This is a genomic window from Citrobacter freundii complex sp. CFNIH4 (assembly GCF_002934505.1).
GTDB lineage: Bacteria > Pseudomonadota > Gammaproteobacteria > Enterobacterales > Enterobacteriaceae > Citrobacter > Citrobacter freundii.
In genome coordinates this window covers 3,184,695-3,199,269 of the sequence record NZ_CP026231.1, presented here as the reverse complement: position 1 = coordinate 3,199,269, position 14,575 = coordinate 3,184,695, and the positions used below count along the sequence as shown (strand labels likewise).

At 52.0% G+C, this 14,575-nt stretch carries 14 protein-coding genes and 5 tRNA genes; 15 read left to right on the top strand and 4 right to left on the bottom strand.

The annotated features are described in order from the left end of the window. Positions 1 to 44: 44 nt before the first annotated feature. The 4 genes from srlD to srlA are packed head-to-tail and all read right to left on the bottom strand — an operon-like array spanning position 45 to position 2,749. Positions 45 to 824 carry a sorbitol-6-phosphate dehydrogenase gene (gene srlD / locus C2U41_RS16370; RefSeq protein WP_103848299.1) on the bottom strand — a complete coding sequence of 260 codons (780 nt, stop codon included), beginning with the start codon at positions 822 to 824 and terminating at the stop codon, positions 45 to 47. A gap of 17 nt (positions 825 to 841) precedes the next feature. Further along, complete coding sequence (srlB, locus tag C2U41_RS16365; protein WP_003846051.1) at positions 842 to 1,204, bottom strand: PTS glucitol/sorbitol transporter subunit IIA; 363 nt, start codon at positions 1,202 to 1,204, stop codon at positions 842 to 844. A 13-nt stretch (positions 1,205 to 1,217) separates the two neighbouring features. Further along, positions 1,218 to 2,189, bottom strand: coding sequence for a PTS glucitol/sorbitol transporter subunit IIB (srlE, locus tag C2U41_RS16360; protein ID WP_003840246.1), 972 nt, complete (start codon positions 2,187 to 2,189; stop codon positions 1,218 to 1,220). Then, a complete protein-coding gene (gene srlA, locus C2U41_RS16355) occupies positions 2,186 to 2,749 on the bottom strand; it encodes a PTS glucitol/sorbitol transporter subunit IIC (protein ID WP_003037339.1) in 564 nt (187 codons plus the stop codon). The genes srlE and srlA overlap by 4 nt, the downstream gene beginning before the upstream one ends. 265 nt (positions 2,750 to 3,014) lie before the next feature. Between srlA and mltB the strand changes: the two genes are divergently transcribed. The 15 genes from mltB (at position 3,015) to luxS (ending at position 14,291) form a co-directional block, all read left to right on the top strand. Further along, the gene (gene mltB / locus C2U41_RS16350) at positions 3,015 to 4,094 is read left to right on the top strand and encodes a lytic murein transglycosylase B (RefSeq protein WP_003037336.1); all 1,080 of its coding nucleotides are present in this window, start codon (positions 3,015 to 3,017) and stop codon (positions 4,092 to 4,094) included. 192 nt (positions 4,095 to 4,286) lie between these two features. Then, on the top strand, positions 4,287 to 4,784 hold the full coding sequence (gene pncC, locus C2U41_RS16345; RefSeq protein WP_003037333.1) for a nicotinamide-nucleotide amidase: 498 nt from the start codon (positions 4,287 to 4,289) through the stop codon (positions 4,782 to 4,784). 92 nt (positions 4,785 to 4,876) lie between these two features. After that, positions 4,877 to 5,941 carry a recombinase RecA gene (gene recA / locus C2U41_RS16340; protein WP_003037330.1) on the top strand — a complete coding sequence of 355 codons (1,065 nt, stop codon included), beginning with the start codon at positions 4,877 to 4,879 and terminating at the stop codon, positions 5,939 to 5,941. A gap of 86 nt (positions 5,942 to 6,027) precedes the next feature. Further along, positions 6,028 to 6,528, top strand: coding sequence for a recombination regulator RecX (recX, locus tag C2U41_RS16335; RefSeq protein ID WP_046670379.1), 501 nt, complete (start codon positions 6,028 to 6,030; stop codon positions 6,526 to 6,528). Positions 6,529 to 6,656: 128 nt separating this feature from the next. Continuing rightward, a complete protein-coding gene (alaS, locus tag C2U41_RS16330) occupies positions 6,657 to 9,284 on the top strand; it encodes an alanine--tRNA ligase (protein WP_016150875.1) in 2,628 nt (875 codons plus the stop codon). Positions 9,285 to 9,521: 237 nt separating this feature from the next. Further along, positions 9,522 to 9,707: a carbon storage regulator CsrA gene (gene csrA / locus C2U41_RS16325; protein WP_000906486.1), complete on the top strand. Its 186-nt coding sequence runs from the start codon at positions 9,522 to 9,524 to the stop codon at positions 9,705 to 9,707. Positions 9,708 to 10,048: 341 nt separating this feature from the next. Beyond that, positions 10,049 to 10,141, top strand: a tRNA-Ser gene (locus C2U41_RS16320). A gap of 3 nt (positions 10,142 to 10,144) precedes the next feature. Next, a tRNA-Arg gene (locus C2U41_RS16315) sits at positions 10,145 to 10,221 on the top strand. 90 nt (positions 10,222 to 10,311) lie between these two features. Further along, positions 10,312 to 10,388, top strand: a tRNA-Arg gene (locus tag C2U41_RS16310). 39 nt (positions 10,389 to 10,427) lie between these two features. Beyond that, positions 10,428 to 10,504 (top strand) — tRNA-Arg (locus C2U41_RS16305). A 171-nt stretch (positions 10,505 to 10,675) separates the two neighbouring features. Continuing rightward, positions 10,676 to 10,752 (top strand) — tRNA-Arg (locus C2U41_RS16300). A 248-nt stretch (positions 10,753 to 11,000) separates the two neighbouring features. After that, positions 11,001 to 11,567, top strand: coding sequence for a fructose-1-phosphate/6-phosphogluconate phosphatase (gene yqaB / locus C2U41_RS16295; protein WP_044699675.1), 567 nt, complete (start codon positions 11,001 to 11,003; stop codon positions 11,565 to 11,567). Continuing rightward, complete coding sequence (locus tag C2U41_RS16290; RefSeq protein WP_003839664.1) at positions 11,564 to 11,992, top strand: YqaA family protein; 429 nt, start codon at positions 11,564 to 11,566, stop codon at positions 11,990 to 11,992. The genes yqaB and C2U41_RS16290 overlap by 4 nt, the downstream gene beginning before the upstream one ends. 77 nt (positions 11,993 to 12,069) lie before the next feature. Then, positions 12,070 to 13,626 carry a glutamate--cysteine ligase gene (gene gshA, locus C2U41_RS16285; RefSeq protein WP_003037314.1) on the top strand — a complete coding sequence of 519 codons (1,557 nt, stop codon included), beginning with the start codon at positions 12,070 to 12,072 and terminating at the stop codon, positions 13,624 to 13,626. Positions 13,627 to 13,775: 149 nt separating this feature from the next. Next, positions 13,776 to 14,291 (top strand): S-ribosylhomocysteine lyase, encoded by a 516-nt coding sequence (luxS, locus tag C2U41_RS16280; protein ID WP_003037312.1) that lies wholly within the window; start codon positions 13,776 to 13,778, stop codon positions 14,289 to 14,291. Positions 14,292 to 14,575: the final 284 nt, after the last annotated feature.

The window sequence follows — 14,575 nt, the reverse complement described above, 5'->3', positions numbered from 1 at the left end:
TTGATTTTGCCGGATAAGCGCAGACGCCATCCGGCAATTCAACATTAAAACATCACCTGACCGCCGGTGACGTTGATGGACTGCCCGGTACAGTAAGAGGCTTTCGGACTGGCGTAAAACAGCAGCATGTTTAGCACGTCCTGATAATCGCAGCCGCGCTTAAGCGGGACCTTATCAATGTAGTACTGCTCCACCTGGTCCGGCTTAAGGCCAAGTTTGGTTGCATATTGCGGTAATAACGACTGGAACATCGGTGATTTCAACAGATTGCCGAGCATCAGTGAATGCACGGTGATCCCGTATTCCGCCAGATCCAGCGCCAGTGACTGGGTTAAGCCCACGCCGCCAAATTTTGCCGCGCTGTAGCCTGAATTGTGTTTGCTGCCCACTTTCCCTGATTTGGAGTTGATCTGGATAATGCGTCCCTGCACGCCATCGCGGATCATCAGGCGTGAGAATTCACGTGCACAGAGGAAGTAGCCAACCAGATTGACCTGCAGCGAGCGGTCGAAATCCCCAAGCTGAAAGTCGCTGATAAACGCGGCTTTAGCGATACCCGCGCTGTAAACCAGCAGATCAACACGACCGAATATTTCATCCACTCCGCGCGACAGCGCCAGCACGCTCTGTTCGCTGGTGGCATCTGCGCCAAAACCGTAGGCGGTGCCTTCGCCAAACTCGGCGTTAATTTCTTGCGCCACGTTGGCGGCTTTATCGCTTTGAATATCCACCACCGCGACGCGGTATCCTTCTGTCGCAAGCCCACGGCAAAGGAATGCCCCAAGGGTCTGGCCTCCACCAATGACAACGGCAACCTGATTCATCTTTATCTCCTTCAATCTTAAGCAACAAACTTCAAAATACAGCCCGGCGCGATACCGTCCGGTACGGGACCTGCAACGTGTACGGTACCGGGGAATTCCGCTTCACTCAGTCCGTCAAAGCGCAGAGTGATATGCCCGAGTTCACGTAAGTTTTGTTCCGCCACGCTGCCAACGGCGGTGACCGGGTAGTGATGCTGGCCTAGTTCAAACTGGATCCCAGCTTGCAACGAACCGTTCAGCTCGCCGTGGCAATGGATGAAGCAAAACTCCTCGATATCCGCGGGCGCGCCTTCACGAAAGGTAATCAGCATCTGGTCGCACAATGCATCCGGGGCGCTCTGGCCGATACGGGTGATGGTGGTTTGATAAATCACGGTCATTTTTGAGTGCCTCTTATTGGTAAATAAAGCCGGAAACAAACCAGGCGATGAGAACGGTTGGCGCGCCGGTCAGAAAGCGGCTCACCAGAACGGATGGCACGCCGACGCGGACCGTGTCCTGACGCGCTTCGGCCAGCGACAACCCGACAGGAATAAAGTCACATGCGGCCTGGGCGTTAATGGCGAACAGGGCAGGTAGCGCCAGATGTGGGGGAATATTCCCCAAACCAATCTGTACACCGATCAGCACTCCGATAACCTGGGCGATGACCGCACCGGGGCCGAGGAAAGGCGAAAGCAGTGGGAAAGAGCAGATCAGTGCCAGCGTGACCAGTCCCAGCGGATGGCTGGCCAGTGGTGCGAGTCCATGGGCGATCCAGTCTCCCAGACCCGAAGCCATAATGATGCCGATCAGTGCTGAGACGAATGCCATAAACGGCAGAATGGTTTTCAGGACGGTATCAATAGTGTCGCGCCCGGCCTGGAACAGAACCGCAACGGCTGAACCCATGCCCATTCCGACTTTTGCCAACAGACCATCACTTTGCTCGGTAATTTTCTTGCTGGTGTCGTAATCGCGTCCCATGCTGCTGCTTGCGGGCGTTGGCGTGGCGGACGCTTCGCCGACAACGGTAATGTTTTCTTCTTTTACGCCAGAGACATAGATATCTTCGACAATGTACTGAGCCAGTGGGCCGGATTTACCCGTAGCGTGAATATTCACCGTCGGTATACGGCGTTTAGGGTAGATCCCACAGCGCAGCGTGCCGCCGCAGTCGATGATCGCCACACCAATTTCGCTCTCCGGCGGCTCGCCCTCTTTGAAGCCATCAACGGCCTGCCAGCCGGTCAGGCTTGCTATCCTGTCGACGATCGCGGGGCGAGTTCCTGCGGTGATATAGACAATTTTCTTGCCCGGAACGGCATCCAGTTCAAGCGGGCCACCCCAGCCGCCGGTGCCTTTTTCAATACGAATACGTGTCATGATGTTGCTCCCGCCAGATGTACCTTCTGCTCAAGTTGAATGCCCATTTTTTTCTCGAAGATAGTGGTGGTGAAATCGGTCACCCAGCCACGGAAGAAGTTGGTCACCAGACCGACCAGCAAATAGCTCACCGCCAGTGGGCCAAGCGGAAGCCCCAGCGTGGTCAGTCCGCTGGCGATCCCCAGATAGACAAACAGTTCGCCGGGGTTGATGTGCGGGAATAAGCCGTTCATGGAATGGCAACTGTAAGACGCGGCGGCGTAGTAACTGGGCTTGTATTTTTCTGGCATAAAGCGACCCAGACTCAGCGTCATTGGGTTACAAAACACAAATGTGCCGATGCACGGCAGTAGCAAATAGCGGGACAGCGGGTTTCCGGCGCAACGCTGGGCAAAACGTTCAATACGCTGCTGACCGATAAAGTTAATCAGCGCATTCATGATGACCAGCAGACTGATCAGCAGTGGCAGAATACCGGTCACCATGCCGGTAAACACTTCTCCGCCTTTCTGGAACAGCCCGATAAACCACTCAGCACCGAGTGTGATGGTGTCGATCATTATTCTCTCCTGTAGGGATTTTTAGTTATCTTGCCAAACGGTGGCTGATTTTAATCAGATTGAAAGATATAAAAGTGTTATTTTGATCTCAAAATAAAAGATAAATATTTTAATTTGAAAGTTTTTGCGTGAAAGCTCGCAAATGTGATGGTCAGAGATGAAAGGGGATGTAAATTCTGTGAAGGAGAGCGACTACCGCTTCCTTGTATGGCGGAGGATGCTTTACCATACTTCTCCCAGGCTGAATTTGTTTAATGGATGTCTCATGTTCAAGCGTCGTTATGTAGCGTTACTCCCCCTTTTCGTACTGCTCGCTGCCTGTAGCAGCAAACCTAAACCTTCAGAGACTCAAACGACTACGGGTGCGCCATCCGGCGGCTTCCTGCTTGAGCCACAGCACAACGTCATGCAAACGGGCGGCGATTTTGCCAATAATCCGAACGCGCAGCAGTTCATCGAGAAAATGGTGAACAAGCACGGCTTCGACCGCCAGCAGCTGCAGGAGATCCTGTCGCAGGCCAAGCGTCTGGACTCGGTATTGCGTTTGATGGACCGCCAGGCACCGACGACTCAACCGCCAGCCGGACCTAACGGCGCATGGCTGCGCTATCGCAAACAGTTCATCACACCTGACAACGTGCAAAACGGCGTGGCTTTCTGGAATCAATATGAAGATGCGTTGAACCGTGCGTGGCAGGTCTACGGAGTTCCGCCGGAAATTATTGTCGGTATTATTGGTGTAGAGACTCGCTGGGGCCGCGTGATGGGTAAAACGCGGATTCTGGATGCGCTGGCGACGCTTTCGTTTAACTATCCTCGTCGTGCGGAATACTTCTCTGGTGAACTGGAAACCTTCCTGCTGATGGCGCGAGATGAAAGCGACGATCCGCTCGATTTGAAAGGTTCTTTCGCGGGGGCAATGGGATACGGCCAGTTTATGCCGTCTTCCTATAAACAATATGCCGTTGATTTCAATGGCGATGGACACATTAACCTGTGGGATCCGGTTGATGCCATCGGTAGTGTGGCGAACTACTTCAAGGGCCACGGCTGGGTGAAAGGCGATACGGTCGCGGTTCCGGCAAATGGTCAGGCACCTGGGCTTGCGAACGGCTTTAAAACCCAGTACAGCATTTCTCAGCTTGCTGCCGCGGGTCTGACGCCGCAGCAGTCGTTGGGGAATCATCAGCAGGCCAGCCTGCTGCGCCTGGATATTGGCACGGGTTATCAGTACTGGTATGGGTTGCCGAACTTCTACACGATTACCCGCTATAACCACAGCACGCATTACGCGATGGCAGTCTGGCAGTTAGGTCAGGCGGTGGCGCTGGCGCGCGTACAGTAATCGCTCCACCGGCCTACCGGAAGATATCTCTGGTAGGCCGGATAAGATGTCCTGGCATCGCCATCCGGCAGGCCTTATTTGTGCAACGGAGCAATTTTTGGAATCCCCCTCGTAAAACGTTCTCCCCATCCCCACATTGGTCATGAAAGTGCTATCTTGTCCGGCATATTTTTTTAACTGACAGAGGCTGAAATGACCGACAGTGAACTGATGCAGTTAAGCGAGCAGGTTGGCCTGGCGCTGAAAGCGCGCGGGGCAACCGTGACGACGGCGGAATCCTGCACCGGCGGCTGGGTAGCCAAAGCGATTACGGATATTGCCGGAAGCTCCGCCTGGTTTGAACGCGGGTTTGTGACCTACAGCAATGAAGCCAAAGCGCAGATGATTGGCGTGCGCGAAGAGACGCTGGCCCAGCATGGCGCGGTGAGTGAGCCTGTGGTGGTAGAGATGGCGATAGGCGCGTTAAAAGCCGCCCGTGCGCATTTCGCTGTTTCGATAAGCGGTATTGCGGGGCCGGATGGCGGTAGCGAAGAAAAACCTGTGGGAACGGTATGGTTTGCCTTTGCCAGCGCGAGCGGCGAGGGGATTACCCGCCGGGAATGCTTTAGCGGCGATCGCGATGCGGTCCGTCGACAGGCGACCGCCTACGCGTTACAAACCCTGTGGCAACAATTTCTACAAAATACTTGATACTGTATGAGCATACAGTATAATTGCCTCAACAGAACATTATCTATCACGTTTCGCGGTTTAACCCGAAAGCGGCATGACAGGAGTAATTAATGGCTATCGACGAAAACAAACAGAAAGCGTTGGCGGCAGCGCTGGGTCAGATCGAAAAGCAATTCGGTAAAGGCTCCATCATGCGCCTGGGTGAAGACCGTTCCATGGATGTGGAAACTATCTCCACCGGTTCGCTTTCTTTGGATATCGCATTGGGCGCGGGCGGTTTGCCAATGGGCCGTATCGTCGAAATCTACGGGCCTGAATCCTCCGGTAAAACAACGCTGACCCTGCAGGTTATTGCCGCTGCGCAGCGTGAAGGTAAAACCTGTGCATTTATCGATGCAGAACACGCACTGGACCCGGTCTATGCCCGTAAGCTTGGCGTTGATATCGATAACCTGCTGTGTTCTCAGCCGGATACCGGTGAACAAGCGCTGGAAATCTGTGATGCACTGGCGCGCTCCGGTGCGGTTGACGTTATCGTTGTCGACTCCGTTGCCGCATTGACGCCGAAGGCAGAAATCGAAGGCGAGATTGGCGACTCTCACATGGGCCTTGCGGCGCGTATGATGAGCCAGGCAATGCGTAAGCTGGCCGGTAACCTGAAGCAGTCCAACACGCTGCTGATTTTCATCAACCAGATCCGTATGAAGATTGGCGTTATGTTCGGTAACCCGGAAACCACCACCGGTGGTAACGCCCTGAAATTCTATGCGTCTGTTCGTCTGGATATCCGTCGTATTGGTGCGGTGAAAGAAGGTGACAACGTGGTTGGCAGCGAAACCCGCGTTAAGGTTGTGAAAAATAAAATTGCAGCGCCGTTCAAACAGGCTGAATTCCAGATCCTTTACGGTGAAGGCATCAACTTCTACGGCGAACTGGTTGACCTGGGCGTGAAAGAGAAGCTGATTGAAAAAGCTGGTGCATGGTACAGCTACAACGGTGAGAAAATCGGTCAGGGTAAAGCGAATGCGACCAACTGGCTGAAAGAAAACCCGGCAACTGCGAAAGAAATTGAGAAGAAATTACGTGAGCTACTGCTCAATAACCAGGATTCAACGCCTGATTTCTCCGTTGATGACAGCGGCGAAGACGTAAAAGAAACGAACGAAGATTTCTGATAATCTGTTTTGAATCGCATGTTTTGAATCGCATATATTAAAGGGCTGCATATCATGCAGCCCTTTTTCATTTCTGAAGGTTTACTATGACAGAAGCAACTTCCCGCCGTTCCGCTTATTCCCGACTGCTTGACCGCGCCGTACGTATTCTGGCGATGCGCGATCACAGCGAGCAGGAACTGCGGCGCAAGCTGGCCGCTCCGGTGATGGGGAAAAATGGACCAGAAGAAATTGATGCCACGCCGGAGGATTACGACAAGGTCATCGCTTGGTGTATTGAAAGTCGTTATCTGGATGATGAACGCTTCGTGCAGCAGTTTATCGCCAGCCGTAGCCGCAAAGGTTATGGGCCTGCCCGGGTGCGCCAGGAATTAAACCAAAAAGGGATCACGCGTGAAGCTATCGAGCGGGCCATGCGTGAGTGCGAAATTGACTGGGCAGTGCTTGCGCGTGAGCAGGCCATTCGGAAGTACGGTGAACCTTTACCTGTCGATTTTTCAGATAAGGTAAAGGTCCAGCGTTTTTTGCTCTATCGCGGCTATCTGATGGAAGATATTCAGGCAATATGGCGAAATTTTGACGATTGACCGCATACGGGATTTTACTTCCCAGTAAAGAAAACTTATCTTATTCCCACTTTTCGATTGCCAGAGGCGCAGTTTGCTTGCCGATGCTGGTAATGACATTTCGTTAGCTTGATTTCTTCAGGATAATTATGAGCAAGAGCACCGCTGAGATCCGTCAGGCGTTTCTCGATTTTTTCCATAGTAAAGGACACCAGGTAGTTGCCAGCAGCTCCCTGGTACCGAACAATGACCCTACTTTGTTGTTTACCAACGCCGGGATGAACCAGTTCAAGGATGTTTTCCTTGGCCTCGACAAGCGTAATTATTCCCGCGCAACCACCTCGCAGCGTTGTGTACGTGCGGGTGGTAAGCACAATGACCTGGAAAACGTCGGTTACACTGCACGTCACCACACTTTCTTCGAAATGCTGGGCAACTTCAGCTTCGGCGATTACTTCAAACACGATGCTATTCAATATGCATGGGAACTGCTGACCGGTGAAAACTGGTTTGCCCTGCCAAAAGAGCGTCTGTGGGTCACCGTCTATGAAACTGACGATGAAGCCTATGAAATCTGGGAAAAAGAAGTCGGTATTCCGCGCGAACGTATCATCCGCATCGGTGATAACAAAGGTGCGGCTTATGCGTCCGACAACTTCTGGCAGATGGGTGATACCGGTCCTTGCGGTCCATGCACCGAAATTTTCTACGACCACGGCGACCATATCTGGGGTGGGCCTCCGGGAAGCGCTGAAGAAGATGGCGATCGCTACATTGAGATTTGGAACATCGTCTTCATGCAGTTCAACCGTCAGGCTGACGGCACCATGGAACCGCTGCCGAAACCGTCCGTGGATACCGGTATGGGTCTGGAGCGTATTGCGGCCGTGCTGCAACACGTTAACTCCAACTATGAAATCGACCTGTTCCGTTCACTGATTGAGTCCGTGGCGAAAGTCACCGGCGCGACCGATCTGAGCAACAAGTCGCTGCGCGTTATCGCCGACCATATCCGTTCCTGTGCGTTCCTGATTGCCGATGGTGTTGTGCCGTCGAATGAAAACCGTGGCTATGTGCTGCGCCGTATCATTCGTCGCGCGGTGCGTCATGGCAACATGCTGGGCGCGAAGGATACCTTCTTCTACAAGCTGGTTGGTCCGTTGGTGGACGTCATGGGCTCTGCTGGTGAAGAACTGAAGCGTCAGCAGGCTATGGTTGAGCAGGTTCTGAAAACCGAAGAAGAGCAGTTTGCGCGTACGCTGGAGCGTGGTCTGGCGCTGCTGGATGAAGAACTGGCAAAACTGTCTGGCGATACGCTGGACGGCGAAACCGCATTCCGTCTGTATGACACTTACGGTTTCCCTGTTGACCTGACGGCAGACGTTTGCCGCGAGCGTAACATTAAGGTTGATGAAGCTGGCTTTGAAGCTGCAATGGAAGAACAGCGCCGTCGTGCGCGTGAAGCCAGCGGTTTTGGCGCAGACTACAATGCAATGATTCGTGTTGATGGCGCTTCTGAATTTAAAGGCTACGAGCAGCTGGAACTGAACGGCAAAGTCACCGCGCTGTTTGTTGATGGTAAAGCGGTAGACGCAATTAACGCTGGTCAGGACGCTGTTGTCGTACTGGATCAGACGCCGTTCTATGCGGAATCTGGTGGTCAGGTTGGCGATAAAGGCGAACTGAAAGGCGCAGGTTTTGCGTTTGCCGTTAGCGACACACAGAAATATGGCCAGGCCATTGGTCACATTGGCAAGCTGTCTGCGGGTTCTCTGAAAATTGGTGATGCAGTGCAGGCTGATGTGGATGAAGCGCGTCGTGCGCGTATTCGCCTGAACCACTCCGCAACGCATCTGATGCACGCGGCGCTGCGCCAGGTTCTGGGCACTCATGTGGCACAGAAAGGCTCGCTGGTTAACGATAAACTGCTGCGCTTCGACTTCTCTCATACCGAAGCGATGAAGCCTGCTGAAATTCGTGCTGTTGAAGATCTGGTGAATGCGCAAATCCGTCGCAACTTGCCGATTGAAACGAACATCATGGATCTCGAAGCGGCAAAAGCCAAAGGCGCAATGGCGCTGTTTGGCGAGAAATATGACGACCATGTGCGCGTTCTGAGCATGGGTGATTTCTCTACCGAACTGTGTGGCGGTACTCACGCCAGCCGTACGGGTGATATCGGTCTGTTCCGCATAGTGTCCGAGTCAGGTACTGCGGCAGGCGTTCGTCGTATCGAAGCGGTAACCGGTGAAGGCGCTATCCAAACCGTGCATGCTGAGAGCGATCGCTTAAGCGATGTTGCGCAGCTGCTGAAAGGCGATAGCCAGAATATCGCTGACAAAGTTCGTTCCGTGCTGGAGCGTACACGTCAACTGGAAAAAGAATTGCAGCAATTGAAGGAACAGGCTGCGGCGCAGGAGAGTGCAAATCTTTCCAGCAAAGCGGTTGATATCAACGGTGTGAAGCTGCTGGTCAGTGAACTCGCGGACGTTGAGCCGAAAATGTTGCGTACCATGGTTGATGATCTGAAAAATCAACTGGGGTCTACCGTTATCGTTCTGGCAACGGTAGTGGAAGGTAAGGTTTCTCTGATTGCGGGTGTGTCTAAGGACGTGACAGATCGCGTGAAAGCAGGGGAACTGGTTGGAATGGTCGCTCAGCAGGTCGGCGGTAAGGGTGGCGGTCGTCCGGACATGGCGCAAGCCGGTGGTACGGATGCAGCGGCTCTGCCTGCAGCGTTAGCCAGTGTGAAAGGCTGGGTCAGCGCAAAACTGTAATAACTATAAGCGTCAGCGCATGCCGAAACCCTAAGTTACGGCATGCGAATCAACGCTATCGACAATGATAAAGTCAGGTTGAAGTTGTGTATATCGGCTAAACTTAGGTTTAACAGAATGTGATGCCGTGACTGCTTACACTTAGGTGTTTGTCATCGCTTACTTTTTGGCGTTATATGATGGATAATGCCGGGATACAGAGAGACCCGACTCTTTTAATCTTTCAAGGAGCAAAGAATGCTGATTCTGACTCGTCGAGTTGGTGAGACCCTCATGATAGGCGATGAGGTCACCGTGACAGTTTTAGGGGTGAAGGGCAACCAGGTGCGCATTGGCGTAAACGCCCCGAAAGAAGTTTCTGTCCATCGTGAAGAGATCTACCAGCGTATCCAGGCTGAAAAATCCCAGCAGTCCAGTTACTAAGGTTTTCGCGTCTCACCTTTCTGGTGAGGCGCAACCTGATTGAGTCACCCTTTTTCTTCTCTTCTCTTTTCTTCTTCGTCCTCCCCATTTTTTCGATTCTACTGGGCGTAATGCCTTTCCCGACGAAGTTTCCGTTTGTTCACTGCTTCAGGAAATTGCCAATTTATCTGTTGATAAAACACTCTTTTTGCCGTTTTTGCAGACTAATTGCGCGTGAAATGTGCAAACGATAAAAGCTCTGGAAAAATTGTTTGACTTATAAGTCCCAGAAAGTAATATGTGCGCCACGCAGCGACGATGAGCAGAAACAAGTTCTTCGAAGCACTCGCAAGAGGCGTGTTGGTGAGGTGGCCGAGAGGCTGAAGGCGCTCCCCTGCTAAGGGAGTATGCGGTCAAAAGCTGCATCCGGGGTTCGAATCCCCGCCTCACCGCCATTTGCATCCGTAGCTCAGCTGGATAGAGTACTCGGCTACGAACCGAGCGGTCGGAGGTTCGAATCCTCCCGGATGCACCATCTTCTCTGCAATAACGCATTAGCGTTGTTACGGAAATCGATATCACTTTAGCAGCGATATCAAATCTGCAGTAAGTAAGTTTTCCTGATGCATCCGTAGCTCAGCTGGATAGAGTACTCGGCTACGAACCGAGCGGTCGGAGGTTCGAATCCTCCCGGATGCACCATCTTCTTCGCAGTATCAGTAGTAATCAGCAATTCCCGATGCATCCGTAGCTCAGCTGGATAGAGTACTCGGCTACGAACCGAGCGGTCGGAGGTTCGAATCCTCCCGGATGCACCATCTTCTCCGAGATAGCAGCAAAACTGTTGTTTCATGGTCTGCGAGATAATCGCCAGTACCAGGGAGAATAACGTTGCTTCAGCAACGGCCCGCAGGGCGAGGCGCAGCCGAGTAATCCTCCCGGATGCACCATCTTCTTCGCAGTATCAGTAGTAAACAGCAATTCCCGATGCATCCGTAGCTCAGCTGGATAGAGTACTCGGCTACGAACCGAGCGGTCGGAGGTTCGAATCCTCCCGGATGCACCATCTTCTCCGAGATAGCAGCAAAACTGTTGTTTCATGGTCTGCGAGATAATCGCGAGCACCAGGAAGGATAACGTTGCTCCAGCAACGGCCCGCAGGGCGAACGCTAGTGAGTCATCCTCCCGGATGCACCATCTCCCCCCTTTAAATTATTTCCACATACTCTCTGAACCCCCCTCAATTCGCTGTCAGCGACAAAATCAATCAATTACGATAAAATAACGTCTGGTCATTCGGCTTGTGAGAAGACGATGTACGAACGTTATGCGGGTTTGATTTTTGATATGGATGGCACCATCCTGGATACTGAGCCAACGCACCGTAAGGCGTGGCATGAGGTATTGGGGCATTATGGGCTGCGGTTTGATGAACAAGCCATGGTCGCCCTCAACGGCTCCCCAACGTGGCGTATTGCCCAGTCGGTAATTGAATTGAATCATGCCGATCTTGACCCCCATGCCTTAGCGCGCGAGAAAACTGACAAAGTGAAAAGCATGTTGCTGGATAGCGTCCAGCCTCTGCCGTTGGTTGACGTCGTGAAAGCCTGGCATGGGCGTCGGCCTATGGCGGTAGGAACGGGGAGTGAAAGCGCAATTGCAGAAGCGCTGCTCGCTCACCTTGGACTGCGTCGCTATTTTGATGCTGTCGTCGCAGCCGATCACGTACAACGCCACAAACCTGCTCCTGATACGTTTTTGCTTTGTGCCGAACGTATGGGGGTTATTCCGGCTCGTTGCGTCGTGTTTGAAGATGCCGATTTTGGAATACAGGCGGCGCACGCTGCGGGAATGGACGCCGTGGATGTCCGGTTATTGTGAGTGATGGACTGTCGCTCCTGTCACTGTTTGCCAGTAGTTTTCTCAGCGCCACGCTATTACCCGGCAATTCTGAAGTTGTTTTAGTTGCTTTGCTGGTCTCCGGGATAAGTCATCCCTGGGTCTTAGTCTTAACAGCAACAATGGGTAATAGCCTTGGAGGGTTAACTAACGTTATCCTTGGGCGTTTCTTTCCTTTGCGTAAAACATCGCGCTGGCAAGAAAAAGCCACTGGCTGGCTGCGGCGCTATGGCGCTGTCACACTATTATTAAGCTGGATGCCGGTTGTAGGTGATTTATTATGCCTGTTAGCCGGGTGGATGCGCATCTCGTGGGGTCCAGTTCTCTTTTTCTTATGCCTTGGCAAGGCGCTGCGCTATGTTGTTGTCGCAGCGGTTACGACGCAAGGCATTATGTGGTGGCACTAATTGTGTTGTGAGATAGCCTTCAGGGTAACCAATACCATTATGCTAATTAAAACGATTTTGACAGGCGGGAGGTCAATTTGATCCCGGACGTATCACAGGCGCTGGCCTGGCTGGAAAACCATCCTCAGGCGTTAAAGGGGATTCAACGTGGTCTGGAGCGCGAAACGCTGCGTGTTAATGCAGATGGGTCATTAGCAACGACAGGCCATCCTGAGGTGTTAGGCTCAGCGCTAACGCATAAATGGATAACTACTGACTTTGCCGAAGCGCTGCTGGAATTTATCACTCCGCCAGGCGATGACATTGAGAAAATGCTCACATTCATGCGCGACCTGCATCGTTATACCGCCAGAAACCTGGGCGACGAGCGTATGTGGCCGTTGAGCATGCCTTGCTATATTGCCGAAGGCCAGGATATCGAACTGGCGCAGTACGGCACGTCGAACACCGGTCGCCTGAAAACGCTGTACCGTGAAGGCCTTAAAAACCGTTACGGTGCGTTGATGCAGACAATCTCGGGCGTACACTACAACTTCTCGCTGCCAATGGCTTTCTGGCAGGCGAAGTGCGGCGTAACCGAAGGCGAAGATGCTAAAGAGAAGATCTCCGCGGGCTACTTCCGTCTGATCCGCAACTACTACCGTTTTGGTTGGGTGATCCCGTATCTGTTTGGCGCCTCTCCGGCCATTTGTTCCTCATTCCTGCAAGGAAAACCGACAACCCTGCCGTTTGAAAAAACCGACTGCGGGATGTACTACCTGCCGTACGCGACATCGCTGCGTCTGAGTGATTTGGGGTATACCAATAAGTCGCAAAGCAATCTCGGAATTACGTTTAACGATTTGCATGAGTATGTGGCAGGATTAAAGCGTGCGATTAAGACTCCTTCCGAGGAGTACGCGGCGATCGGTCTGGAGAAAGACGGTAAGCGTCTGCAAATCAACAGCAACGTTCTGCAGATTGAAAATGAGCTGTATGCGCCTATCCGCCCGAAACGCGTCACTCGTCGTGGTGAAACGCCGTCTGATGCGCTTCTGCGTGGCGGTATCGAGTACATCGAAGTACGCTCGCTGGATATCAACCCGTTCTCACCGATCGGCGTGGACGAGCAGCAGGTACGCTTCCTCGATCTGTTTATGGTCTGGTGTGCGCTGGCCGATGCCCCGGAAATGAGCAGTGATGAATTGCTGTGTACACGTAAAAACTGGAATCGTGTGATTCTCGAAGGGCGTAAGCCTGGACTGACGTTAGGTATTGGCTGTGAAACAGCCCAGTTCCCGCTGCCTAAGGTTGGGAAAGATTTGTTCCGCGATCTGAAACGCGTGGCACAAACGCTGGACAGCATCGATGGGGGAGAGGAGTATCAGAAGGTCTGTGATGAACTGGTTGTCTGTTTTGACAATCCTGAACTGACTTTCTCTGCCCGGATCCTACGGTCTATGATTGATGAAGGCATTGGCGGTACGGGCAAAGCGCTGGGTGAGGCTTACCGAAATCTGCTGCGTGAAGAGCCATTAGAAATATTGCAGGAAGCTGAATTTATTGCTGAAACCGAGGCTTCGAAGCGTCGTCAGCAGGAGATTGAAGCGGCTGATACTGAGCCGTTTAGCGTGTGGCTGGAAAAGCACGCTTGATACAAAAGAAAAAGGCCACTCGGGAGTGGCCAAAATTTCATCTCTGAAAACAGGGATGATGATAACAAATGCGCGTCTTTCATATACTCAGACTCGCCCCGGAACAAAGAGTTCAGATTATTTTTAAAAAATTTATCGGAGGTGGCTAAATGCCGTTGTTAGATAGTTTTACTGTCGATCACACCCGGATGGAAGCTCCCGCGGTCCGGGTTGCAAAAACGATGAACACCCCGCATGGCGACGCAATCACCGTGTTTGATCTGCGTTTCTGCATTCCGAACAAAGAAGTCATGCCTGAGAAAGGTATCCATACGCTGGAGCACCTGTTTGCAGGTTTTATGCGTAACCACCTGAACGGTAATGGCGTTGAGATTATTGATATCTCTCCGATGGGATGCCGTACCGGTTTCTACATGAGCCTGATTGGTACGCCGGACGAGCAGCGTGTTGCCGATGCGTGGAAAGCGGCAATGGCGGACGTGCTGAAAGTACAGGATCAGAACCAGATCCCGGAGCTGAACGTTTACCAGTGCGGTACGTATCAGATGCACTCTCTTAGCGAAGCACAGGATATCGCGCGTCATATTCTGGAGCGTGATGTACGCGTGAACAGCAATGAAGAGCTGGCGCTGCCGAAAGAGAAATTGCAGGAACTGCATATTTAGTCTTATTGATTAGCTGTTCCAGTATTTAAATTAACCCCGGTTTATGTCCGGGGTTTTTTATTTCGTCATATAATCTATATCTATTATATTTACGACAGGAATATAATTTAAGCTAATTAATTGGTGACCTGTTAAATAACAAAACGTGATCTGGTAAACAGAAAATAATGGATAATTAACGATGCCAGCTCACACCGATCACATAAATCAAAAAACATAAATAATTAATAGAAAAACATAATGGAATACGCCAGATATCCAGGTAATAAAAAGACTCTTTTCAT

Excerpts from the sequence above, each read along its gene's own strand:
- luxS (WP_003037312.1), top strand. The coding sequence starts at position 13,776 with ATGCCGTTGTTAGATAGTTTTACTGTCGATCACACCCGGATGGAAGCT.
- pncC (WP_003037333.1), top strand. The coding sequence starts at position 4,287 with ATGACCGACAGTGAACTGATGCAGTTAAGCGAGCAGGTTGGCCTGGCG.
- srlD (WP_103848299.1), bottom strand. The coding sequence starts at position 824 with ATGAATCAGGTTGCCGTTGTCATTGGTGGAGGCCAGACCCTTGGGGCA.
- srlB (WP_003846051.1), bottom strand. The coding sequence starts at position 1,204 with ATGACCGTGATTTATCAAACCACCATCACCCGTATCGGCCAGAGCGCC.
- yqaB (WP_044699675.1), top strand. The coding sequence starts at position 11,001 with ATGTACGAACGTTATGCGGGTTTGATTTTTGATATGGATGGCACCATC.
- srlE (WP_003840246.1), bottom strand. The coding sequence starts at position 2,189 with ATGACACGTATTCGTATTGAAAAAGGCACCGGCGGCTGGGGTGGCCCG.
- alaS (WP_016150875.1), top strand. The coding sequence starts at position 6,657 with ATGAGCAAGAGCACCGCTGAGATCCGTCAGGCGTTTCTCGATTTTTTC.
- csrA (WP_000906486.1), top strand. The coding sequence starts at position 9,522 with ATGCTGATTCTGACTCGTCGAGTTGGTGAGACCCTCATGATAGGCGAT.
- srlA (WP_003037339.1), bottom strand. The coding sequence starts at position 2,749 with ATGATCGACACCATCACACTCGGTGCTGAGTGGTTTATCGGGCTGTTC.
- recA (WP_003037330.1), top strand. The coding sequence starts at position 4,877 with ATGGCTATCGACGAAAACAAACAGAAAGCGTTGGCGGCAGCGCTGGGT.
- recX (WP_046670379.1), top strand. The coding sequence starts at position 6,028 with ATGACAGAAGCAACTTCCCGCCGTTCCGCTTATTCCCGACTGCTTGAC.
- mltB (WP_003037336.1), top strand. The coding sequence starts at position 3,015 with ATGTTCAAGCGTCGTTATGTAGCGTTACTCCCCCTTTTCGTACTGCTC.